General features: G+C 55.6%; 18 protein-coding genes. 17 read left to right on the top strand and 1 reads right to left on the bottom strand.

Features of this window, described 5'->3' with window-relative positions:
- Positions 1-84: 84 nt before the first annotated feature.
- From cmk to ACOTX1_RS03935, 10 genes are all read left to right on the top strand, one after another.
- The gene (gene cmk / locus ACOTX1_RS03980; protein WP_003858236.1) at positions 85-768 is read left to right on the top strand and encodes a (d)CMP kinase; all 684 of its coding nucleotides are present in this window, start codon (positions 85-87) and stop codon (positions 766-768) included.
- A gap of 111 nt (positions 769-879) precedes the next feature.
- Entirely contained in the window at positions 880-2553 is a 1674-nt protein-coding gene (gene rpsA, locus ACOTX1_RS03975) for a 30S ribosomal protein S1 (protein WP_003858235.1), read from the top strand.
- 170 nt (positions 2554-2723) lie between these two features.
- A complete protein-coding gene (gene ihfB / locus ACOTX1_RS03970; protein WP_003858233.1) occupies positions 2724-3011 on the top strand; it encodes an integration host factor subunit beta in 288 nt (95 codons plus the stop codon).
- A 211-nt stretch (positions 3012-3222) separates the two neighbouring features.
- Positions 3223-5487 carry a ComEC family protein gene (locus ACOTX1_RS03965; protein ID WP_023315753.1) on the top strand — a complete coding sequence of 755 codons (2265 nt, stop codon included), beginning with the start codon at positions 3223-3225 and terminating at the stop codon, positions 5485-5487.
- A 36-nt stretch (positions 5488-5523) separates the two neighbouring features.
- Entirely contained in the window at positions 5524-7272 is a 1749-nt protein-coding gene (msbA, locus tag ACOTX1_RS03960; protein ID WP_023315754.1) for a lipid A ABC transporter ATP-binding protein/permease MsbA, read from the top strand.
- Entirely contained in the window at positions 7269-8246 is a 978-nt protein-coding gene (gene lpxK / locus ACOTX1_RS03955) for a tetraacyldisaccharide 4'-kinase (protein WP_023315755.1), read from the top strand. The genes msbA and lpxK overlap by 4 nt, the downstream gene beginning before the upstream one ends.
- 43 nt (positions 8247-8289) lie before the next feature.
- A complete protein-coding gene (locus ACOTX1_RS03950; RefSeq protein WP_022650726.1) occupies positions 8290-9519 on the top strand; it encodes a winged helix-turn-helix domain-containing protein in 1230 nt (409 codons plus the stop codon).
- A gap of 45 nt (positions 9520-9564) precedes the next feature.
- On the top strand, positions 9565-9747 hold the full coding sequence (gene ycaR / locus ACOTX1_RS03945; RefSeq protein ID WP_003858220.1) for a protein YcaR: 183 nt from the start codon (positions 9565-9567) through the stop codon (positions 9745-9747).
- Entirely contained in the window at positions 9744-10490 is a 747-nt protein-coding gene (gene kdsB, locus ACOTX1_RS03940; protein ID WP_023315756.1) for a 3-deoxy-manno-octulosonate cytidylyltransferase, read from the top strand. The genes ycaR and kdsB overlap by 4 nt, the downstream gene beginning before the upstream one ends.
- A 142-nt stretch (positions 10491-10632) precedes the next feature.
- Positions 10633-11526, top strand: coding sequence for a YcbJ family phosphotransferase (locus tag ACOTX1_RS03935; RefSeq protein WP_023315757.1), 894 nt, complete (start codon positions 10633-10635; stop codon positions 11524-11526).
- Here ACOTX1_RS03935 and elyC read toward each other — a convergent pair.
- Positions 11503-12282: an envelope biogenesis factor ElyC gene (elyC, locus tag ACOTX1_RS03930; RefSeq protein WP_003858214.1), complete on the bottom strand. Its 780-nt coding sequence runs from the start codon at positions 12280-12282 to the stop codon at positions 11503-11505. The genes ACOTX1_RS03935 and elyC overlap by 24 nt on opposite strands.
- Positions 12283-12402: 120 nt before the next feature.
- Here elyC and cmoM point away from each other — a divergent pair, with 120 nt between their 5' ends.
- From cmoM to ACOTX1_RS03895, 7 genes are all read left to right on the top strand, one after another.
- Positions 12403-13182 (top strand): tRNA uridine 5-oxyacetic acid(34) methyltransferase CmoM, encoded by a 780-nt coding sequence (gene cmoM, locus ACOTX1_RS03925; RefSeq protein WP_003858212.1) that lies wholly within the window; start codon positions 12403-12405, stop codon positions 13180-13182.
- A gap of 3 nt (positions 13183-13185) precedes the next feature.
- Complete coding sequence (gene mukF, locus ACOTX1_RS03920) at positions 13186-14508, top strand: chromosome partition protein MukF (protein ID WP_015570962.1); 1323 nt, start codon at positions 13186-13188, stop codon at positions 14506-14508.
- A complete protein-coding gene (gene mukE, locus ACOTX1_RS03915) occupies positions 14489-15193 on the top strand; it encodes a chromosome partition protein MukE (RefSeq protein ID WP_003858208.1) in 705 nt (234 codons plus the stop codon). Before mukF ends, mukE begins: the two co-directional genes overlap by 20 nt.
- Complete coding sequence (gene mukB / locus ACOTX1_RS03910) at positions 15193-19641, top strand: chromosome partition protein MukB (protein ID WP_023315758.1); 4449 nt, start codon at positions 15193-15195, stop codon at positions 19639-19641. Before mukE ends, mukB begins: the two co-directional genes overlap by 1 nt.
- Before the next feature lie 179 nt (positions 19642-19820).
- Entirely contained in the window at positions 19821-21644 is a 1824-nt protein-coding gene (gene ldtD / locus ACOTX1_RS03905) for a L,D-transpeptidase (RefSeq protein ID WP_032634475.1), read from the top strand.
- Positions 21645-21819: 175 nt separating this feature from the next.
- Positions 21820-22371: a YcbK family protein gene (locus ACOTX1_RS03900; protein ID WP_003858202.1), complete on the top strand. Its 552-nt coding sequence runs from the start codon at positions 21820-21822 to the stop codon at positions 22369-22371.
- A 20-nt stretch (positions 22372-22391) separates the two neighbouring features.
- Positions 22392-23039: an MBL fold metallo-hydrolase gene (locus tag ACOTX1_RS03895; RefSeq protein ID WP_023315760.1), complete on the top strand. Its 648-nt coding sequence runs from the start codon at positions 22392-22394 to the stop codon at positions 23037-23039.
- The last annotated feature ends 49 nt before the right edge of the window (positions 23040-23088 follow it).

Genomic DNA, 23088 nt, shown 5'->3' with positions numbered 1-23088 from the left:
CACGCAAAGGTAACAGTTGCGCACGTTGGCGCGTATAATGCGCGGCGTTCATGTAAACGGTATGCCTTAATTAAGGAGAAAAAGATGACGGCAATTGCCCCGGTAATCACCATTGATGGGCCAAGTGGCGCAGGGAAAGGTACTCTGTGCAAAGCGATGGCGGAAGCATTGCAATGGCATCTTTTAGATTCGGGAGCAATCTATCGCGTGCTGGCGCTGGCTGCGCTGCATCATCATGTGGATGTTGCGTCTGAAGAAGCGCTGGTACCGCTGGCTGCGCATCTGGATGTGCGCTTTGTCTCCACCGATGGCAACCTTGAAGTGATCCTGGAAGGGGAAGATGTCAGCGGTGAAATCCGTACCCAGGAAGTGGCCAATGCGGCCTCTCAGGTGGCGGCTTTCCCACGCGTTCGTGAAGCGCTGTTACGTCGCCAGCGCGGTTTCCGTGAAGCGCCGGGGCTGATCGCCGACGGCCGCGACATGGGAACCGTGGTATTCCCTGATGCGCCAGTGAAAATTTTCCTTGACGCCTCTTCAGAAGAACGTGCCCATCGCCGCATGCTTCAGTTGCAGGAAAAGGGGTTTAGTGTTAACTTTGATCGCCTTTTATCCGAGATAAAAGAGCGCGATGACCGCGATCGTAACCGCGCCGTCGCACCACTTGTTCCCGCGCAAGACGCATTAGTGCTGGATTCAACCAGTTTAACTATTGAGCAAGTGATTGAAAAAGCGCTACAATATGCGCGCCAAAAACTGGCACTCGCGTAATCGCGACCGATTTAGCAGTACCCCCGCTGCAATGGATTGACGGCGGGTATGTGAAACAACCCCATCCGGCACGGAGCCAGGTGGACGTTAATATTAACCTGAAGATTAAACATGACTGAATCTTTTGCTCAACTGTTTGAAGAATCCTTAAAAGAAATCGAAACCCGTCCGGGTTCCATCGTTCGTGGCGTTGTTGTTGCTATCGACAAAGACGTTGTACTGGTTGACGCCGGTCTGAAATCTGAGTCTGCCATCCCGGCTGAGCAGTTCAAAAACGCCCAGGGCGAGCTGGAAATCCAGGTAGGTGACGAAGTTGACGTTGCTCTGGACGCAGTAGAAGACGGCTTCGGCGAAACCCTGCTGTCTCGTGAGAAAGCTAAACGTCACGAAGCATGGATCACGCTGGAAAAAGCTTACGAAGAAGCTGAAACTGTGGTCGGTGTTATCAACGGCAAAGTTAAAGGTGGCTTCACTGTTGAGCTGAATGGTATTCGTGCGTTCCTGCCAGGTTCTCTGGTAGACGTTCGTCCAGTCCGTGACACCCTGCACCTCGAAGGCAAAGAGCTTGAGTTCAAAGTAATCAAGCTGGACCAGAAGCGTAACAACGTTGTTGTTTCCCGTCGTGCCGTTATCGAATCCGAAAACAGCGCAGAACGCGATCAGCTGCTGGAAAACCTGCAGGAAGGCATGGAAGTCAAAGGTATCGTTAAGAACCTCACTGACTACGGCGCATTCGTTGACCTGGGCGGCGTTGATGGCCTGCTGCACATCACCGACATGGCGTGGAAACGCGTTAAGCACCCAAGCGAAATCGTGAACGTGGGCGACGAAATTACTGTTAAAGTGCTGAAGTTCGACCGCGAGCGTACTCGTGTATCCCTCGGCCTGAAACAGCTGGGCGAAGATCCATGGGTAGCTATCGCTAAGCGTTACCCAGAAGGTACTAAACTGACTGGTCGCGTAACCAACCTGACTGACTACGGCTGCTTCGTTGAAATCGAAGAAGGCGTTGAAGGTCTGGTGCACGTTTCCGAAATGGACTGGACCAACAAAAACATCCACCCATCCAAAGTTGTTAACGTTGGTGATGTAGTGGAAGTGATGGTTCTGGATATCGACGAAGAACGTCGTCGTATCTCCCTGGGCCTGAAGCAGTGCAAAAACAACCCATGGCAGCAGTTCGCGGAAACCCACAACAAGGGTGACCGTGTTGAAGGTAAAATCAAGTCTATCACTGACTTCGGTATCTTCATCGGCCTGGACGGCGGCATCGATGGCCTGGTTCACCTGTCTGACATCTCCTGGAACGTTGCAGGCGAAGAAGCAGTTCGTGAATACAAAAAAGGCGACGAAATCGCAGCAGTTGTTCTGCAAGTTGACGCAGAGCGTGAGCGTATCTCCCTGGGCGTTAAACAGCTTGCAGAAGATCCGTTCAACAACTGGGTTGCACTGAACAAGAAAGGCGCAATCGTAAACGGTAAAGTGACTGCTGTTGACGCTAAAGGCGCAACCGTAGAACTGGCTGACGGCGTTGAAGGTTACCTGCGCGCTTCCGAAGCTTCACGTGACCGCGTTGAAGATGCAACTCTGGTTCTGAGCGTTGGTGACGACGTTGAAGCTAAGTTCACCGGTGTTGACCGTAAGAACCGTGCAATCAGCCTGTCTGTTCGTGCTAAAGACGAAGCTGATGAGAAAGATGCAATCGCAACTGTGAACAAACAGGAAGATGCAAACTTCTCTAACAACGCAATGGCTGAAGCTTTCAAAGCAGCTAAAGGCGAGTAAGTTCAGGTTCGCACCATCATTTGAGCTGTAACGCATTTACAGCGCGAAGGATGGAGAGCAGACTTGACAGATTGCAGGATTCGTCCTGTAATCAATAACAAAGGGCGGCTACGGCCGCCCTTGTTTAATAAGCTGTTCAGCTAATGGGTTTGAAAGGAACCGGAGGAATCATGACCAAGTCAGAATTGATTGAAAGACTTGCCAGTCAGCAACCGCATATCCCTGCCAAGGCTGTGGAAGATGCCGTTAAAGAGATGCTGGAGCATATGGCTACCACTCTTGCCCAGGGCGAGCGCATTGAAATCCGCGGTTTCGGTAGTTTTTCCCTGCACTATCGTGCACCACGTACCGGGCGTAACCCGAAGACTGGCGATAAAGTGGAGCTGGAAGGAAAGTATGTTCCGCACTTTAAGCCGGGTAAAGAACTGCGCGATCGCGCCAACATTTACGGTAACTGAGTTTAATCATCAGGGTTAAACTGAGTTTAAAGAAAGCACCTTAGGGTGCTTTTTTTGTATCCCGCCCCTGCATTTCTGAATACGCGCCGCATTTAAATTTTCTCTTTACTGTAAACGCTAAAAAACGTTGCAGCGTCCGCTGTAAATCACGCCTTTTCTATCTGACGACGCATAGTCCCGCCGCATAATCGCCTGAAACATGGAGGTGAAGATGAGGATCCACGTTATCAGTATGTGCGCCATTCTGGCCATAATCCCGCTATATTGGTTACCCGTTTTGCCAGATTTGCATATTGTCTGGTTGCTGATTGCCGCAGGAATTGCGTTATCAGTACAGCAGAGAAAATGGCTCAGGTTTTCAGGCCTCGCATTGCTTTTTATGTGCTGGGGGATCCTGGCCGCTCAGGAAAGCGTGTGGCCGATGAACCATTTAACGAAAGTTCCGCAGCAGGCCGAGGTGGTCATTACCGCAACGGACGGCGCAACGATGCATCAGGGAAGGATTATCAGCCTCAATGGAGAACGTGTGTGGGCTGCCATGGGCGTGGCGCTGTATGGCAACTATCTGCCGCAAAACGTCTGCGTGGGTCAACGCTGGGCAATGACCCTGCGGCTCAGGGCGGTACACGGAGAACTCAACGATGGCGGCTATGATTCACAGAAAAATGCCTTTGCCCGACATCAGACGCTGAGTGGACGGTTTACCCATGCGGCGCTCGTTGACGAAGGCTGTAGCCTGCGTGCGCAGTACCTGACATCACTACAGAGTACGCTTTCAGCATATCAGTGGGGACCCGTGATACTGGGGCTGGGAATGGGGGAGCGGCTGTCGGTCTCGCGGGAGATAAAAAACCTGATGCGTGAGACCGGAACGATGCATCTGATGGCAATCTCGGGATTGCATATTGCGCTGGCCGCTTCTGTCATCTGGTTTCTGGCGCGAGGCATCCAGTTCTTCCTGCCGGGCCGCTGGATTATCTGGCAAATCCCCTTGCTGGCAGGGCTGATTTTTGCCGCGTTTTACGCATGGCTAACAGGCTTACAGCCGCCTGCGCTGCGCACGGCTATCGCGCTTGTGGTACTGGCGGCATTAAAAATGAGTGGTCGCCAGTGGTCGCCCTGGCAGGTATGGCTTACCTGCGTGGCGGCGATCTTGGTTTTCGATCCACTGGCGGTCCTGTCACAAAGCCTGGCGCTATCAGCGTTTGCGGTCGCCGCGCTTATTTTTTGGTATCAGTGGTTGCCTCTCCCGCTCTGGCAACGTGGCCGGTGCCTGCGGCCGCTGGTTACGCTGTTGTATTTGCAGGTCGGTATGCTGCTGCTTCTGTTGCCGCTTCAGGTGCTGATTTTCCATGGTTTCAGTCTCTCCTCGCTGGCGGCGAATCTGTTTGCCGTTCCTCTGGTCACGTTTATCTCAGTTCCGCTGATCCTGCTCGGCATGTTTCTGCATCTGTTTCCGGTGGCGACGCTGGAAAGTATCGTCTGGCTGGCTGCCGATAAATCTCTGGCAGGGCTTTTCTGGCTATTGATGCGTTTACCGAATGGCTGGCAGGACGTTGATGAACGCTGGCAATACCTGACGTTACTGCCATGGCTGCTGATCATTGGCTGGCGATTCAGGGCCTTCAGCGCAGTACCCGCAGTCTGTCTGGCAGGCAGCGTGGTGCTGGCATTTCCCCTCTGGCACAGGGCCAAAACAGACAGCTGGTCCCTGCATATGCTGGATGTAGGGCAGGGGCTGGCGATGGTCATTGAGCGTCACGGGAAGGCCATTCTGTATGACACTGGGTTGGCATGGCCCGGTGGGGACAGCGGGCAGCAGCTGATTATCCCCTGGCTACGCTGGCATCATCTGAGGCCGGAAGGGGTGATCCTGAGCCATGAACATCTCGACCACGCGGGGGGACTGGCATCGCTAAAAGCTGCCTGGCCCGCAATGTGGATCAGAAGTCCCTTATCCTGGGCCGGGCATCTTCCTTGCTTTCGTGGAGAGCGATGGCAGTGGCAGGGTTTAACGTTCTCCGTGCACTGGCCACCCGAAAATACCTCGGCAAAAGGTAACAACCGCTCCTGCGTGGTAAAAATCGATGACGGCGAACAAAGCGTTTTACTGACCGGAGATATTGAAGGGCAGGCAGAACTGGCAATGCTGAGCCACCGCTGGCGTCAACTAGCGTCTACACTGATTCAGGTGCCGCATCATGGAAGTAACACGTCATCTTCAACACCGCTGCTACAGCGCGTGGAGGGACAGGTTTCGCTGGCCTCGATGGCCCGCTATAACGCGTGGCGTTTCCCTTCCATCAAAGTAGTCAGGCGCTATCGAACTGAGGGATATCTCTGGCTTGATACTCCGCAGTCCGGACAGATATCTGTGACGTTTTCGCACCAAAGTCGGCAAATTCGCCGCTTACGTGAACACTATTTACCGCGTTGGTATCATCAGTGGTTTGGCGCGCCCGTAGATAACGGGTAGAATATGCGGCTATTTCAACAAATGCTGGTTTTTTGAATGCATAACGACAAAGATCTCTCCACGTGGCAAACGTTCCGCCGGCTCTGGCCGATGATTGCTCCTTTCAAAGCAGGCTTGATCGTGGCGGGCGTAGCGTTAATCCTCAACGCAGCCAGCGATACGTTTATGTTATCGCTTCTCAAACCGTTACTGGATGACGGTTTCGGTAAAACGGATCGTTCAGTGCTGCTATGGATGCCGCTGGTGGTTATTGGGCTGATGATCTTACGCGGAATCTCCAGCTATGTATCCAGCTACTGCATCTCCTGGGTATCCGGTAAAGTGGTGATGACCATGCGCCGTCGGTTATTCAGCCATATGATGGGGATGCCGGTCTCATTCTTTGACAAGCAGTCAACCGGTACCCTGCTGTCGCGTATTACCTACGATTCAGAGCAGGTTGCGTCGTCCTCTTCCAGCGCACTGATTACCGTTGTGCGTGAAGGCGCATCCATCATCGGCCTGTTCGCGATGATGTTCTATTACAGCTGGCAACTGTCGTTGATCCTTATTGTGCTGGCGCCGATTGTCTCCATCGCGATCCGCGTGGTATCAAAGCGTTTTCGCAACATCAGTAAAAATATGCAGAATACGATGGGGCAGGTGACTACCAGCGCCGAGCAGATGCTGAAAGGCCATAAGGAAGTGTTGATCTTCGGCGGTCAGGAAGTCGAAACCAAACGCTTTGACAAGGTCAGCAACAGAATGCGTCTGCAAGGGATGAAAATGGTATCGGCCTCGTCGATTTCCGATCCGATCATTCAGCTGATTGCCTCTCTGGCCCTGGCCTTCGTCCTGTATGCCGCAAGCTTCCCGAGCGTCATGGAAACCCTGACTGCGGGTACCATTACCGTGGTGTTCTCATCCATGATCGCGCTGATGCGTCCGCTGAAATCGCTGACTAACGTCAACGCCCAGTTCCAGCGCGGGATGGCAGCCTGTCAGACGCTGTTCAGCATCCTCGATTCCGAACAGGAAAAAGATGAAGGTACACGCGTGATCGAGCGCGCTAAAGGCGACCTGGAATTCCGTAACGTGACCTTTACCTATCCAGGCCGTGAAGTGCCGGCGCTGCGTGATATCAGCCTGTCCATCCCGGCGGGTAAAACCGTCGCGCTGGTTGGTCGTTCCGGTTCGGGCAAGTCGACCATAGCCAGCCTGATTACCCGTTTCTACGATATCGACCAGGGCGAGATCCTGCTTGATGGTCACGACCTGCGGGAATATACCCTCCATTCGCTGCGTAACCAGGTTGCGCTGGTCTCGCAGAACGTGCATCTGTTCAACGATACGGTGGCGAACAACATTGCGTATGCCCGTACCGAAGAGTACAGCCGTGAAGAGATTGAGAATGCGGCGCGTATGGCCTATGCGATGGACTTCATTAACAAAATGGATAACGGTCTGGATACGATCATTGGCGAAAACGGGGTGCTGCTCTCTGGTGGTCAGCGTCAGCGTATCGCGATTGCCCGTGCGCTGCTGCGCAACAGCCCGATTCTGATCCTCGATGAAGCAACGTCCGCACTGGATACGGAATCTGAACGCGCTATCCAGTCTGCTCTGGATGAATTACAGAAAAACCGTACCTCGCTGGTTATCGCGCACCGTCTGTCGACCATCGAACAGGCTGACGAAATCGTGGTGGTGGAAGATGGCGTGATCGTTGAACGCGGCAGCCATGCGGACCTGCTGGAACAGCGTGGTGTTTACGCGCAGCTTCATAAAATGCAGTTCGGTCAATGATTGCACGCATCTGGTCGGGTGAATCCCCTCTGTGGGTGCTGCTTCTCCCGCTCTCCTGGCTGTATGGCCTGGTGAGCGGTGCTATTCGTCTGCTTTACCGCCTCGGGATCAAGCGCGCCTGGCGCGCACCGGTACCGGTGGTGGTGGTCGGCAACCTGACGGCGGGTGGAAACGGCAAAACCCCGGTGGTGATCTGGCTGGCAGAGCAGCTCCAGAGGCGCGGTATCCGCCCGGGAGTTGTCTCACGCGGTTACGGTGGTAAAGCGGCGCAGTATCCACTGGTGCTGAGCCCAGCTACGACAACCGCTGAAGCCGGTGATGAGCCGGTACTGATTTACCAGCGTACCGGCGCGCCGGTTGCGGTATCGCCGGTGCGCAGTGATGCCGTGAAGGCACTGCTTGCGGAGCATGATGTACAAATCATCATTACCGATGATGGTTTGCAGCATTACGCGCTGGCGCGTGACAAAGAGATCGTGGTCATTGACGGTGTGCGGCGTTTTGGCAACGGCTGGTGGCTTCCAGCCGGTCCAATGCGCGAGCGTGCGTCGCGCCTGAAAACCGTTGATGCCGTGATTGTGAACGGTGGTGAAGCCAGAGCGAGCGAAATCCCGATGCTTCTTCGTCCCGGACAGGCCGTAAATATGCTGACCGGCGAGCGTAAAGACGTCGCGCAACTGGAACATCTGGTTGCGATGGCCGGTATAGGTCATCCGCCGCGTTTCTTCGCAACGCTGGAGAAGTGCGGCGCAAAGCTTGATAAACGGGTGCCGCTGGCCGATCACCAGGCATTAGTTGCCGAAGAGGTTGAAAGGCTGGCAGCGCCGGGCCAGACGCTGATCATGACGGAAAAAGACGCGGTAAAATGCCGGGCCTTTGCGAAAGAAAACTGGTGGTATCTGCCGGTTGACGCTGAACTCAGCGGCGAACAGCCGGAACATTTGCTCAAGGAACTGCTCGCGTTAGTGCAGTAACTTCTACGCGGTTCCGGTGGCGCTTTGACTGACAGGAAAACGCATGTCTCTACCGCAACTCTCACTTGCAGCCGCACGAAACCTGCATCTTGCCGCCCAGGGGCTTCTAAAAAAGCCCCGCCGCCGCGCGCAGCCAGCTGATATCCTCTCTACCGTGCAACGCATGTCGTTGCTGCAAATCGACACCATTAACATCGTGGCGCGTAGCCCGTATCTGGTCCTGTTTAGCCGCCTGGGAAACTATCCTCCGCAGTGGCTGGATAATGCGCTGAGTCAGGGCGAACTGATGGAATACTGGGCGCATGAAGCCTGTTTTCTCCCGCGCAGCGATTTTGCACTGGTGCGTCACCGCATGCTCGCCCCGGACAAAATGGGCTGGAAATACCGCCAGGAGTGGATGGTGGAACACGCGGATGAAATAGAACAACTGATTGCCCATATTCAGAAAAACGGTCCGGTACGCTCCGCGGATTTTGAACACCCGCGAAAAGGCGCCAGCGGATGGTGGGAGTGGAAACCGCACAAACGCCATCTTGAAGGGCTGTTTACGTCGGGCAAAGTGATGGTGGTCGAGCGCCGCAACTTTCAGCGCGTCTATGACCTCACGCACCGCGTTATGCCTCACTGGGACGATACGCGTGACCTGCTGTCTCAGGAGGTAGCCGAAGCCATCATGCTCGGGAACAGCGCCCGCAGCCTTGGCATCTTCCGCCCGCAGTGGCTGGCGGATTATTATCGTCTGCGTCAGCCGCAGCTAAAACCACTGCTCGAAACGTGGCAGCGCGAACAGCGCGTTATGCCGGTCTCGGTAGAGTCGTTAGGTGAAATGTGGCTGCATGCGGATTTGTTCCCTCTGCTGGCGCAGGCGCAGGAGGGCAAACTCCAGGCGACCCACAGTGCCGTGCTGTCGCCGTTCGACCCCGTTGTCTGGGACAGAAAGCGGGCCGAACAGCTGTTTGATTTCAGCTACCGTCTGGAATGCTACACCCCGGCGCCCAGGCGTCAGTATGGTTATTTTGTTTTGCCGCTGCTGCACAAAGGACAGCTTGTCGGGCGCATGGACGCTAAAATGCACCGTAAAACCGGCATGCTTGAAATTATCGCGCTCTGGCTGGAAGAGGGCATAAAGGTGACGGCTGGCCTGGAAAAAGGGTTAACGACTGCGCTCAGTGAATTTGCGCGCTGGCAGGGGGCGCATGAAATTGTACTCGGTCGCGTGCCTGTGGAGCTGTTTGCGACCTGTCGAGATGGCTGGGAAACAGACACTCCCTGAAAAGGGAATGTGATAAGCTTTAGCGATTACCCATACGGAGGAACTATGGATCACCGTTTACTAGAAATTATTGCCTGCCCGGTGTGCAACGGCAAACTGTATTACAGCCAGGATAAACAAGAGCTGATTTGCAAACTGGACAGCCTGGCGTTCCCGCTGCGTGACGGTATTCCGGTCCTGCTGGAAAATGAAGCCCGTTCACTGGTGGCAGAAGAGATCAAACCATGAGTTTTGTTGTCATTATCCCTGCGCGTTATGCTTCAACGCGCCTGCCAGGTAAACCGCTGGTGGATATCAATGGCAAACCGATGATTGTGCATGTCCTTGAACGGGCACGCGAATCGGGCGCCGGACGTGTCATCGTCGCCACCGATCACCCGGATGTCGCGCGAGCGGTTGAGGCCGCGGGTGGGGAAGTGTGCATGACCCGTGCCGATCATCAGTCAGGCACCGAGCGCCTGGCGGAAGTCGTCCAAAAATGCGGTTTCAGCGACGAGACGGTGATTGTGAACGTGCAGGGCGATGAGCCGATGATCCCGGCGGCGATTATCCGTCAGGTGGCCGACAACCTGGCTCGGCGTCAGGTCGGGATGGCAACCCTCGCGGTGCCGATTCACCACGCTGAAGAGGCGTTCAATCCGAATGCGGTGAAAGTGGTCATGGACGCAGAGGGCTACGCGCTCTATTTCTCCCGCGCTACCATTCCGTGGGATCGCGATCGTTTCGCGCAATCGAAAGAGACAATCGGCGAAACCTTCCTGCGCCACATCGGTATTTACGGCTACCGCGCCGGCTTTATTCGTCGCTACGTCGCCTGGGCACCAAGCCCGCTGGAGCATATTGAAATGCTCGAACAGCTTCGCGTGCTGTGGTACGGCGAGAAAATTCACGTTGCGGTTGCCCAGGAAATCCCAGGCACCGGCGTGGATACCCCTGAAGATCTCGAGCGCGTACGCGTCGAAATGCGTTAATTCGCTGGCATCCCCTCGTCTGGGGGGATGCTCTCCCGCCAGGCGATTTTCCTTTTCTTTTTCATTATTGATCTCTACCGGGTGACATCCGGGTTTCGCGCGCTCATTATAAAAGCAGTAGTCTTAATGGGGGTAATCTCATATGGAACAGCTGCGTGCTGAACTCAGCCATCTCCTTGGCGAAAAGCTAAGCCGGGTGGAATGCGTGAATGAAAAGGCCGATACCGCACTCTGGTCGTTGTATGACAGTCAGGGAAACCCCATGCCGCTGATGGCCAGAAGTTTTACCTCGCCGGGCGTCGCCAGACAGCTGGCCTGGAAAATGTCGATGCTTGCGCGGGAAGGGACTGTCCGTATTCCGACGGTCTACGGCGTGATGACCCATGAGGAGCATCCCGGCCCGGATGTTCTGCTTATCGAGCGTTTACGCGGGGTTTCTGTTGAAGCCCCGACGCGTACACCGGAGCGCTGGGAACAGCTGAAAGATCAGATTGTCGAGGCTCTGCTTGCCTGGCATCGGCAGGACAGCCGGGGTCTTGTTGGCGCGGTAGACAGCACCCAGGAAAACCTGTGGCCGCTGTGGTATCGCCAGCGTGTCGAAGTGCTGTGGGGCACGCTGAACCAGTTCAACAACACCGGCTTAACGATGCAGGACAAACGTATTCTGTTCCGCACCCGGGAATGTCTGCCGACGCTGTTTGAGGGTTTTAACGACAACTGCGTGCTGGTTCACGGCAACTTCACGCTACGCAGTATGCTTAAAGACTCGCGCAGCGACCAACTGCTGGCGATGGTCGGGCCGGGGATCATGCTCTGGGCGCCGCGCGAGTACGAACTGTTCAGGCTGAGCGAGGGCGGGGCGGCGGAAGATTTGCTCTGGCACTATCTTCAGCGCGCCCCCGTTGCGGAGGCCTTTCTCTGGCGACGCTGGCTCTATCTTCTCTGGGATGAGGTGGCGCAACTGGTCAACACCGGGCGCTTTAATCGCGCCAGTTTCGATCTGGCCGCAAAATCACTCCTGCCCTGGCTTGCCTGACGAACCCTTAAGCCACTGCCACAAGCGGCCAAGCGTCTCGTAGCCGACGCGGTCGCTGTGCATCAGCCATACCGGGGACGGGATTATCCGTTCCCACGGATTGAGCGGGGCGTCAATAGCCATCTGGTTTGCCGGAGCAGGAAGCGGATGCAGGCCCTGCTTCTCAAAGAAAATCATTGCGCGCGGCAGGTGTGAAGCAGAGGTCACCAGCAGGAACGGTACATCACCGATGGCCTGTTTCACCGCCGCCGCCTCTTCTTCGGTATCTTTTGGGCTATCCAGCGTGATGATGGCGGAACGCGGTACGCCAAGTGATTCAGCCACTCTTGCTCCTGCTTCAGCGGTACTGACCGGGTTGGTTTTTGCCGCAGCGCCCGTGAAGATCATCTTCGATCCAGGATTGGCCAGCCACAGGCGGATCCCCTCGTTCAGGCGCGGCAGGCTGTTGTTGATCAGGTTCGAGCTGGGCGCCCAGTTCGGATCCCAGGTATACCCGCCGCCCAGCACCACGATATAGCCCACCTTCTGATTTCCCTGCCACGTCGGGTAGGTGTTTTCAATCGGACGTAATAAACCGTCAGCGACCGGTTGCAGGCTGAGTAACAGCAGCGCCAGCCAGCCCACGGTAACAAGGGATTTACCGCTTTTCTGAAAGCGGCTAAACCATATCATTGCCAGCCCCAGCGCGATGAGAAGCAACAGCAGGGGAAGGGGAAGCATCATGCCTCCGATATATTTTTTTAGGGTAAAAAGCATCCTTTTTGGTTCCTTTTTTAACCATACAGCAGGCGATTGTCGGTGATATTACACCAGAGTGGTTCATTCTCCGCGCGGGTGTGACAAAATAGCGGTTTTGCAGTGAGTGGAACCCTCCCAATGCGGGATCGCAATTTTGATGACATCGCGGAAAAGTTTTCGCGCAACATTTATGGCACCACCAAAGGTCAGCTTCGTCAGACGATCCTCTGGCAGGATCTGGACAAGCTGCTGGCTGAATTCGGTGACCGACCGTTGCGCGTGCTGGATGCCGGCGGTGGGGAAGGTCAGACTGCAATTCTGATGGCGCAGCGGGGACATCACGTCACGCTTTGCGATCTTTCTGCCGAGATGGTTGCGCGCGCCGGGCGAGCGGCAGAAGAGAAAGGTGTGAGCGACAACATGCATTTTATACATTGCGCCGCTCAGGACATTCCGCAGCATTTGGAAACGCAGGTTGATCTGATATTGTTTCATGCTGTGCTCGAATGGATCGCCGAACCCCAGGCGATGTTAAAAACGCTGTGGTCGATGTTGCGCCCGGGCGGTGCGTTATCGCTGATGTTTTACAATGCCAACGGCCTGCTAATGCGAAACGTGCTGGTCGGCAATTTTGGCTACGTACAGCAGGGCATGTATAAAAAGAAACGACGCACGCTTTCACCGGATTTCCCCCGTGAACCGCAGCAGGTCTATGGCTGGCTGGAGGAGATCGGTTGGGAAATTACCGGCAAAACCGGCGTGAGGGTGTTTCATGATTATCTGCGTGATAAACAAAAACAGGATGACTGTTTAGACGCCTTAACAGAAATAGAGACGCGGTACTGCCGCCAGGAGCCTTATCTGAGCCTTGGCCGCTATATACACGTCACCGCGCGCAAGCCGCAGATGCAAGGATAATCTATGAGTGAATTTTCCCAGACAGTCCCCGAACTGGTTGCCTGGGCCAGGAAAAACGATTTCTCCATCTCGCTGCCGGTAGACAGACTCTCATTCCTGCTGGCGGTTGCGACGCTAAACGGCGAACGCCTGGATGGCGAAATGAGTGAAGGCGAACTGGTGGATGCGTTCCGCCACGTCAGTGATGCGTTTGAGCAAACCAGCGAAACCATTAGCGTGCGTGCCAACAACGCAATCAATGATATGGTGCGTCAACGTCTGCTGAACCGCTTTACCAGCGAGCAGGCGGAAGGAAACGCCATCTATCGTCTTACGCCATTGGGCATTGGCATTACCGACTATTACATCCGCCAGCGCGAATTTTCCACGCTGCGTCTCTCCATGCAGCTCTCTATTGTTGCAGGTGAGCTGAAGCGTGCCGCCGACGCGGCTGATGAAAACGGTGACGAATTCCACTGGCATCGCAACGTTTACGCGCCGCTGAAATACTCGGTCGCCGAGATTTTCGACAGTATCGATCTGACTCAACGTCTGATGGACGAACAGCAGCAGCAGGTGAAAGACGATATCGCTCAACTGCTTAATAAAGACTGGCGTGCGGCTATCTCCAGCTGTGAACTCTTGCTGTCAGAAACGTCCGGTACGCTGCGTGAGTTGCAGGATACGCTGGAGGCGGCGGGGGATAAGCTACAGGCCAATCTGCTGCGCATCCAGGACGCGACAATGGCGCACGACGATCTGCATTTTATCGACCGTCTGGTGTTTGATTTGCAGAGCAAGCTTGACCGTATTATCAGCTGGGGCCAGCAGTCAATCGACCTGTGGATCGGTTACGACCGCCACGTGCATAAATTTATCCGTACCGCCATCGATATGGATAAGAATCGCGTCTTTGCTCAACGTCTGCGCCAGTCGGTACAGACCTATTTCGATGCGCCGTGGGCGCTGACCTACGCCAACGCCGATCGTCTGCTGGATATGCGCGACGAAGAGATGGCGCTGCGCGATGAAGAGGTCACCGGTGAACTGCCGCCGGATCTGGAATACGAAGAATTTAACGAAATTCGCGAGCAGCTTGCGGCGATGATCGAAGAACAGCTCGCTGTCTACAAAACCAGACAAGCACCGCTGGATCTTGGCCTCGTGGTACGCGACTATCTGGCGCAGTATCCGCGCGCGCGCCACTTCGATGTTGCCCGCATTGTTGTAGACCAGGCGGTGCGCCTGGGCATCGCACAAGCCGATTTCACCGGACTGCCGCCGAAGTGGCAGCCGATTAACGATTACGGAGCCAAGGTACAGGCGCATGTCATTGACAAATATTGAACAAGTGATGCCAGTTAAGCTGGCACAGGCGCTGGCGAATCCGTTGTTTCCGGCGCTGGACAGCCAGCTGCGTGCCGGTCGTCACATTGGCCTTGACGAGCTGGATAATCACGCCTTTTTGATGGACTTTCAGGAGTACCTGGAAGAGTTTTACGCTCGCTATAACGTTGAGCTGATCCGCGCGCCGGAAGGGTTTTTCTACCTGCGTCCGCGCTCTACCACGCTTATTCCGCGCTCGGTGCTTTCCGAACTGGATATGATGGTCGGCAAAATTCTCTGCTACCTCTATCTCAGCCCGGAACGTCTGGCGAATGAAGGGATCTTCACCCAGCAGGAGCTTTACGATGAGCTGCTGTCGCTGGCGGATGAAAGCAAGCTGCTCAAGCTGGTGAATAACCGCTCAACGGGGTCCGATCTGGACCGTCAGAAATTACAGGAAAAAGTTCGCTCATCCCTTAACCGTCTACGCCGTCTGGGAATGGTCTGGTTCATGGGTCACGACAGCAGCAAGTTCCGCATCACCGAATCGGTCTTCCGTTTTGGCGCCGACGTGCGTGCGGGTGATGATGCGCGTGAAGCGCAGCTGCGCATGATACGTGACGGTGAAGCGATGCCGGTGGAAAACCATTTGCAGCTCAATGACGAGCACGAAGAGAATCAGCCGGATAGCGGGGAGGAAGAGTAATGATTGAACGCGGTAAATTTCGCTCACTGACGCTGATTAACTGGAACGGCTTCTTTGCCCGAACCTTCGATCTGGATGAGCTGGTGACAACGCTCTCCGGCGGTAACGGGGCGGGTAAATCCACCACCATGGCGGCCTTCGTGACGGCGCTGATACCTGACCTGACCCTGCTGCACTTCCGTAACACCACTGAAGCGGGCGCCACGAGCGGCTCTCGTGATAAAGGTCTGCACGGTAAGCTGAAAGCGGGCGTTTGTTATTCAGTGCTGGACGTGATCAACTCCCGCCATCAGCGCGTGGTTGTAGGCGTGCGTCTGCAACAGGTTGCCGGCCGCGATCGTAAAGTAGATATCAAACCGTTTGCGATCCAGGGGCTGCCTACCTCCGTACAGCCAACCGCGCTGCTGACGGAAACCCTGAATGAACGTCAGGCACGCGTCCTGACGCTCCAGGAGCTGAAAGACAAGCTGGAAGCTATCGAAGGCGTGCAGTTTAAGCAGTTTAATTCCATTACCGACTACCACTCTCTGATGTTCGATCTCGGCGTGGTAGCCCGTCGTCTGCGCAGCGCGTCAGATCGTAGTAAATACTACCGTCTGATTGAAGCCTCCCTGTACGGCGGTATCTCCAGCGCCATTACCCGCTCCCTGCGCGACTACCTGTTGCCGGAAAACAGCGGCGTGCGTAAGGCCTTCCAGGATATGGAAGCCGCGCTGCGTGAAAACCGCATGACGCTGGAAGCGATTCGCGTTACGCAGTCTGACCGGGACCTGTTTAAGCACCTGATCAGCGAAGCCACCAACTACGTGGCGGCGGACTATATGCGCCACGCCAACGAGCGCCGTATTCATCTCGATCAGGCGCTGGAGTATCGCCGCGAGCTGTTTACCTCCCGCAAACAGCTGGTGGCCGAGCAGTATAAGCATGTCGAAATGGCGCGCGAACTGGGCGAGCACAATGGTGCGGAAGGGGATCTGGAAGCCGATTACCAGGCGGCCAGCGATCATCTGAATCTGGTGCAGACCGCGCTGCGTCAGCAGGAAAAAATCGAGCGCTACGAAGCCGATCTTGATGAGCTGCAAATTCGTCTTGAAGAGCAAAATGAAGTGGTGGCCGAAGCTGCCGAATTGCAGGAAGAGAACGAAGCCCACGCGGAAGCCGCCGAGCTGGAAGTGGATGAGCTGAAAAGCCAGCTCGCTGACTACCAGCAGGCGCTGGACGTGCAGCAGACGCGTGCGATTCAGTACAACCAGGCGTTGCAGGCGTTGCAGCGTGCCAAAGAGCTGTGCCATCTGCCGGACCTGACCCCGGAAAGCGCTGACGAATGGCTGGATACCTTCCAGGCCAAAGAGCAGGAAGCCACTGAGAAACTGCTTTCTCTCGATCAGAAAATGAGCGTGGCGCAAACGGCGCATAGCCAGTTTGAGCAGGCGTACCAGCTGGTGGTGGCGATTAACGGTCCGCTGGCGCGTAACGAAGCGTGGGACGTTGCCCGTGAGCTGCTGCGCGACGGCGTCAATCAACGCCATCTGGCCGAACAGGTGCAGCCGCTGCGCATGCGCCTGAACGAGCTGGAACAGCGTCTGCGTGAACAGCAGGAAGCCGAGCGTCTGCTGGCGGAATTCTGCAAGCGTCAGGGTAAAAATTACGATTTCGACGAGCTTGAGGCCCTGCATCAGGAACTGGAAGCGCGTATTGCGGCCCTGTCCGATACCGTATCGAATGCCAGCGAACAGCGCATGACGCTGCGTCAGGAGCTGGAACAGCTTCAGTCCCGTTCGACGACGCTCTTACAGCGTGCGCCGATCTGGCTGGCTGCACAAAGCAGCCTGAACCAGCTCAGCGAACAGTGTGGCCAGGAGTTTGCCTCCAGCCAGGACGTCACCGAATACATGCAACAGCTGCTGGAGCGTGAGCGTGAAGCGATTGTTGAGCGTGACGAAGTGGGCGCGCGCAAGCGTGACGTCGATGAGGAGATCGAGCGTTTAAGCCAGCCAGGCGGCTCAGAAGATCCGCGTCTGAATGCCTTAGCCGAGCGTTTCGGCGGCGTGCTGTTGTCTGAAATTTACGACGATGTTGGTCTGGACGATGCGCCGTACTTCTCCGCGCTGTACGGTCCATCCCGTAACGCGATTGTGGTGCCGGATCTGTCGCTGATTTCTGACCAGCTTGCAGGGCTGGAAGACTGCCCGGAAGATCTCTACCTCATCGAAGGAGATCCGCAGTCGTTTGATGACAGCGTATTCAGCGTTGACGAGCTGGAAAAAGCGGTGGTGGTGAAAATCGCCGATCGCCAGTGGCGCTATTCGCGCTTCCCGGAACTGCCGCTGTTTGGCCGCGCCGCGCGTGAAAGCCGCATTGAAAGCCTGCATGCCGAGCGCGAAACGCTTTCTGAACGTTTTGCGACCCTGTCGTTTGATGTACAAAAAACGCAGCGTCTGCATCAGGCGTTCAGCCGCTTTATCGGCAGCCATCTGGGCGTGGCCTTTGAGCCCGATCCGGAAGCCGAAATTCGCAAGCTCAACACCCGCCGCGGTGAGCTGGAGCGTGCGCTGGCTAGCCATGAAAATGACAACCAGCAGAGCCGCGTCCAGTTCGAGCAGGCGAAAGAGGGCGTTGCGGCGCTTAACCGCATTCTGCCACGCCTGAACCTGCTGGCGGACGATACGCTCGCCGACCGCGTGGATGAAATTCAGGAACGACTGGACGAGGCGCAGGAAGCCGCGCGCTTTGTGCAGCAGCACGGCAATCAGCTGGCGAAGCTGGAGCCGATGGTTTCCGTTCTCCAGAGCGACCCGGAACAGTTTGAACAGTTAAAAGAGGATTACGCCTGGTCACAGCAGGTGCAGCGCGAAGCGCGTCAGCAGGCGTTTGCCCTGACGGAAGTGGTGCAACGTCGCGCGCACTTCGGCTACTCCGATTCAGCAGAAATGCTGAGCGGGAACAGCGATCTTAATGAAAAGCTGCGCCAGCGCCTTGAGCAGGCGGAAGCGGAACGTACGCGCGCGCGCGAAGCGATGCGTACTCACGCCGCACAGCTGAGCCAGTACAGTCAGGTGATGGCGTCGTTGAAAAGCTCCTTCGACACCAAGAAAGAGCTGTTAAACGACCTGCATAAAGAGTTGCAGGACATTGGCGTGCGCGCCGACAGCGGTGCAGAAGAGCGGGCACGTATTCGCCGCGATGAGCTGCATGCTCAGCTCAGCAACAACCGTGCGCGTCGTAATCAGCTGGAAAAAGCGCTGACCTTCTGTGAAGCGGAGATGGACAACCTGACGCGTCGCCTGCGCAAGCTGGAACGTGACTATCACGAGATGCGCGAGCAGGTTGTGACCGCGAAGGCGGGCTGGTGCGCGGTGATGCGCATGGTGAAAGACAACAACGTGGAGCGTCGTCTGCACCGCCGCGAGCTGGCGTATCTGTCGGCCGATGAACTGCGTTCTATGTCGGATAAGGCGCTGGGCGCGCTGCGTCTGGCGGTGGCGGATAACGAACACCTGCGCGACGTGCTGCGCATGTCCGAAGATCCGAAGCGTCCTGAGCGCAAAATCCAGTTCTTCGTGGCGGTGTATCAGCACTTGCGCGAGCGTATCCGTCAGGACATCATCCGTACCGACGATCCGGTTGAAGCGATCGAACAGATGGAGATCGAGCTGGGCCGTCTGACGGAAGAGCTGACCTCCCGCGAGCAAAAGCTGGCAATCAGCTCCCGCAGCGTGGCGAATATTATTCGTAAAACCATTCAGCGCGAGCAGAATCGTATCCGTCAGCTGAACCAGGGCCTGCAAAGCGTGTCGTTTGGCCAGGTCAACAGCGTGAGGCTGAACGTGAACGTGCGCGAGGCGCACTCCACGCTGCTGGACGTGTTGTCTGAACAGCATGAGCAGCACCAGGATCTGTTCAACAGTAACCGCCTGACCTTCTCCGAAGCGCTGGCGAAGCTGTATCAGCGTCTGAATCCGCAGATTGACATGGGCCAGCGTACGCCGCAAACCATCGGCGAGGAGCTGCTGGACTACCGCAACTATCTGGAAATGGAAGTTGAGGTTAACCGTGGCTCAGACGGCTGGCTGCGCGCGGAATCCGGTGCGCTCTCTACCGGTGAAGCCATCGGTACCGGTATGTCGATTCTGGTGATGGTGGTGCAGAGCTGGGAAGATGAAGCGCGTCGTCTGCGCGGCAAAGACATCTCTCCATGTCGTCTGCTGTTCCTCGATGAAGCCGCGCGTCTCGACGCCCGCTCCATCGCCACGCTGTTTGAGCTTTGCGAGCGACTCGATATGCAGCTCATCATCGCGGCGCCGGAAAACATCAGTCCGGAAAAAGGGACAACCTATAAGCTGGTGCGTAAGGTGTTCCAGAACAGTGAACACGTGCACGTCGTGGGCCTGCGTGGTTTCGCCCCGCAGCCACCGGAGTCATTACCGGGCACGGCTGACGCCTCTTAACCTGGGGTGCGACAAATAGCGGCGCTCATGCGCCGCTTTTTTTATTCACTTAACTTGTGTTCAGGGCTGCGTTATCTTTAAACTTCTTTACATAAGGCAAGGCAGCAGCGTGTATGCCTTTCTATACTGAAGGAAAGCTCCAGAATACTGGGCATGTCGTGAAAAACAGGGGGCAAGGGATGTTGCTTAAGAAGAATCGTGGTCGTCAGCTGTCTGCGCTGAGTTTGTGCCTGACAGTGATGTTTGCTCCACTGTTTACCGCTCAGGCCGATGAGCCTGAAATTGTACCGACTGACAGCTCCGCGACGATGGGCGCGCAGCCGACGTCACTGTCACAACCGCTGGATCAGTCTCCGGCGACGGCCATCATGGCCGGCATTAAACCGCTGCCGGAAGGCATCGATACTGGATCATTACGTCAGCAGCTTATGACCGGGCTGCCCTCGGGCTATACTCCCGCTTATATTAACCAGCTCACGCTGCTTTACGCTGCGCGCGATATGAAACCGATGTGGGAAAATCGCGAGGCGGTACGTGCCTTCCAGCAGCAGCTGGCTGAAGTGGCGATTGCAGGTTTTCAGCCGCAGTTCACGACCTGGGTTGAACTCCTGACCGATCCTGCCGTGACCGGACAATCGCGTGACGTGGTGCTGTCTGATGCCATGATGGGCTACTTACAATTTGTTGCGGGGATTTCGGTGAACGGCAACCGCTGGTTATACAGCAGTAAGCCGTACAAGCTGGCGACGCCTGCGCTGTCCGTCATTAACCAGTGGCAGCTGTCGCTGGATAACGGCGAACTGCCGCGCTTTATCGCAAGCCTTGCGCCTGCCCATCCGCAGTATGCCACGATGCATCAGTCGCTTCTTGAGCTGGTTGCGGATTCCCGCCCGTGGCCTCAGCTGCGCGGCACCACAACGCTGCGTCCGGGGCAGTGGAGCAGCGATGTGCCTGCGATCCGCGAAATTATGAAACGCTCCGGCATTCTCGACAGCGGCCCTAAAATTGCACTGCCCGGTGACGAGACGCAAAATGCGGTCGTCAGCCCGTCGGCGCCGGTAAAAGAGAAAACCGCCGTTGCGTTGAGCAATAAGCCCGCCGCTTACGATCGCGAGCTGGTCGCCGCAGTGAAGCAGTTCCAGGCCGCGCAGGGGCTGGGCGCTGACGGCGTGATTGGTCCATCTACTCGCGACTGGCTGAACGTCTCTCCGGCCCAGCGGGCTGGAGTGCTGGCGTTGAATATCCAGCGCTTGCGCTTGCTGCCGGGCACGTTATCCACCGGCATTATGGTCAACATTCCGGCGTACTCCCTGGTCTACTATCAGGACGGTAGTGAAGTGCTGGCGTCCCGCGTGATTGTCGGCCGACCTGACCGTAAAACGCCAATGATGAGCAGCGCGCTGAATAACGTGGTGGTTAACCCGCCGTGGAACGTGCCGCCGACGCTGGCGCGCAAAGATATTCTGCCTAAGGTCTGGAATGACCCGGGTTATCTGGAGCGACATAACTATACGGTGATGCGTGGCTGGAACAGCAAAGAAGCGATTGACCCCTGGATGGTGGACTGGTCAACGATTACGCCTTCGAACCTGCCGTTCCGTTTCCAGCAGGCACCGGGCGCACATAACTCGCTGGGACGTTACAAATTCAATATGCCAAGTTCGGACGCAATCTATCTGCATGATACCCCGAACCATAATTTGTTCCAGAAAGACGCACGCGCGCTCAGCTCGGGCTGTGTCCGCGTGAACAAGGCCTCTGAGCTGGCGAATATGCTGTTGCAGGATGCAGGCTGGAACGATACGCGGATATCAGATGCGCTGAAGCAGGGAGATACGCGTTACGTCAATATCCGCCACAATATTCCGGTCAATCTTTACTATCTGACGGCGTTTGTAGGGGCAGACGGACGTACCCAGTATCGTACAGATATTTACAATTATGATCTGACAGCGCGATCCGGCGCACAAATTTTGCCAAAAGCGGAACAATTAATCAGGTAAATGAAGTAGTTCGGTAAAAATGATTGTCGTAAGTTATGGTGAATATGAGGCGATCTGGCTGCAAGCCGCGTATTTACTGGGGTTGGGCGCCTTGACGTAACAGGTTTTGCCAGTTATGGTGCCCTTCGTGCGCTAAGCATATTGACAATTTCTTTTACCTGTAGACCTGATTATCATGGACAAATTTGACGCTAATCGCCGCAAATTGCTGGCGTTAGGTGGCGTTGCGCTGGGCGCAGCAGCCATCCTTCCGACGCCAGCATTTGCCACCCTCTCGACACCTCGTCCGCGTATTTTAACGCTCAACAATCTGCATACTGGTGAGACGCTTAAAGCGGAATTTTTCGATGGCAGAGGCTATATTCAGGATGAATTAGCAAGACTCAACCATTTTTTCCGTGATTTCCGCGCGAATAAAATCAAAGCCATCGACCCTGGATTATTCGATCAGCTTTACCGCTTGCAGGGACTGCTGGGGACCAAAAGGCCGGTGCAGCTCATCTCTGGCTATCGCTCTCTGGATACCAACAATGAACTGCGTGCCCACAGCCGTGGGGTAGCGAAAAAAAGCTATCACACCAAAGGGCAGGCGATGGATTTCCATATTGAGGGCGTTTCGTTAGCCAATATTCGCAAAGCGGCGTTATCTATGCGCGCAGGTGGTGTAGGATACTACCCACGTAGCAACTTTGTGCATATTGATACCGGGCCGGTTCGGCACTGGTAATAACGAAACACAGGAGCAGTATGAACTATCGTATTATTCCGGTTACCGCGTTCTCACAGAACTGTTCATTGATCTGGTGTGAACAAACTAAACTGGCCGCGCTTGTTGATCCCGGTGGCGACGCTGAGACAATCAAGCAGGAAGTCGCTGCCAGCGGTGTAACGCTGATGCAGATTTTACTCACCCATGGCCATCTCGACCATGTGGGTGCAGCGGCTGAACTGGCTGAATACTACGGTGTGCCGATTATCGGCCCGGAAAAAGAAGATGAGTTCTGGCTACAGGGATTACCTGCTCAAAGCCGTATGTTTGGCCTGGAAGACTGTCAGCCACTGACACCGGACCGCTGGCTGAACGAAGGCGATCGCGTTAACGTAGGGAATGTAACTTTACAGGTGTTGCATTGCCCCGGACATACGCCCGGCCATATTGTCTTCTTTGATGACGTGTCGCGTCTGCTGATTTCCGGTGACGTGATTTTCAAAGGGGGCGTAGGACGCAGTGATTTCCCACGCGGCGATCACGGTCAGCTGATTCAGTCGATTAAGCAGAAGTTATTACCGTTAGGTGATGATGTGACGTTTATCCCTGGACACGGACCAATGTCAACGCTGGGGGATGAGCGGTTGCATAACCCGTTCCTTCAGGATGAAATGCCTGTCTGGTAAACCCGGTAAAATAAAAAAGCCTGCGCGATGCAGGCTTTTTTTTAGGGAT

The sequence above is a fragment of the Enterobacter cloacae complex sp. IR5401 genome (assembly GCF_049238425.1).
GTDB lineage: Bacteria > Pseudomonadota > Gammaproteobacteria > Enterobacterales > Enterobacteriaceae > Enterobacter > Enterobacter hormaechei_C.
Note: the sequence above shows the minus strand (reverse complement) of the source record. Positions and strands in the feature narration are given on the sequence as shown.

What these genes read in the sequence shown, in the direction of transcription:
- cmk (WP_003858236.1), top strand. Translation starts at nt 85, where the DNA reads ATGACGGCAATTGCCCCGGTAATCACCATTGATGGGCCAAGTGGCGCA.
- rpsA (WP_003858235.1), top strand. Translation starts at nt 880, where the DNA reads ATGACTGAATCTTTTGCTCAACTGTTTGAAGAATCCTTAAAAGAAATC.
- ihfB (WP_003858233.1), top strand. Translation starts at nt 2,724, where the DNA reads ATGACCAAGTCAGAATTGATTGAAAGACTTGCCAGTCAGCAACCGCAT.
- ACOTX1_RS03965 (WP_023315753.1), top strand. Translation starts at nt 3,223, where the DNA reads ATGAGGATCCACGTTATCAGTATGTGCGCCATTCTGGCCATAATCCCG.
- msbA (WP_023315754.1), top strand. Translation starts at nt 5,524, where the DNA reads ATGCATAACGACAAAGATCTCTCCACGTGGCAAACGTTCCGCCGGCTC.
- lpxK (WP_023315755.1), top strand. Translation starts at nt 7,269, where the DNA reads ATGATTGCACGCATCTGGTCGGGTGAATCCCCTCTGTGGGTGCTGCTT.
- ACOTX1_RS03950 (WP_022650726.1), top strand. Translation starts at nt 8,290, where the DNA reads ATGTCTCTACCGCAACTCTCACTTGCAGCCGCACGAAACCTGCATCTT.
- ycaR (WP_003858220.1), top strand. Translation starts at nt 9,565, where the DNA reads ATGGATCACCGTTTACTAGAAATTATTGCCTGCCCGGTGTGCAACGGC.
- kdsB (WP_023315756.1), top strand. Translation starts at nt 9,744, where the DNA reads ATGAGTTTTGTTGTCATTATCCCTGCGCGTTATGCTTCAACGCGCCTG.
- ACOTX1_RS03935 (WP_023315757.1), top strand. Translation starts at nt 10,633, where the DNA reads ATGGAACAGCTGCGTGCTGAACTCAGCCATCTCCTTGGCGAAAAGCTA.
- elyC (WP_003858214.1), bottom strand. Translation starts at nt 12,282, where the DNA reads ATGCTTTTTACCCTAAAAAAATATATCGGAGGCATGATGCTTCCCCTT.
- cmoM (WP_003858212.1), top strand. Translation starts at nt 12,403, where the DNA reads ATGCGGGATCGCAATTTTGATGACATCGCGGAAAAGTTTTCGCGCAAC.
- mukF (WP_015570962.1), top strand. Translation starts at nt 13,186, where the DNA reads ATGAGTGAATTTTCCCAGACAGTCCCCGAACTGGTTGCCTGGGCCAGG.
- mukE (WP_003858208.1), top strand. Translation starts at nt 14,489, where the DNA reads ATGTCATTGACAAATATTGAACAAGTGATGCCAGTTAAGCTGGCACAG.
- mukB (WP_023315758.1), top strand. Translation starts at nt 15,193, where the DNA reads ATGATTGAACGCGGTAAATTTCGCTCACTGACGCTGATTAACTGGAAC.
- ldtD (WP_032634475.1), top strand. Translation starts at nt 19,821, where the DNA reads ATGTTGCTTAAGAAGAATCGTGGTCGTCAGCTGTCTGCGCTGAGTTTG.
- ACOTX1_RS03900 (WP_003858202.1), top strand. Translation starts at nt 21,820, where the DNA reads ATGGACAAATTTGACGCTAATCGCCGCAAATTGCTGGCGTTAGGTGGC.
- ACOTX1_RS03895 (WP_023315760.1), top strand. Translation starts at nt 22,392, where the DNA reads ATGAACTATCGTATTATTCCGGTTACCGCGTTCTCACAGAACTGTTCA.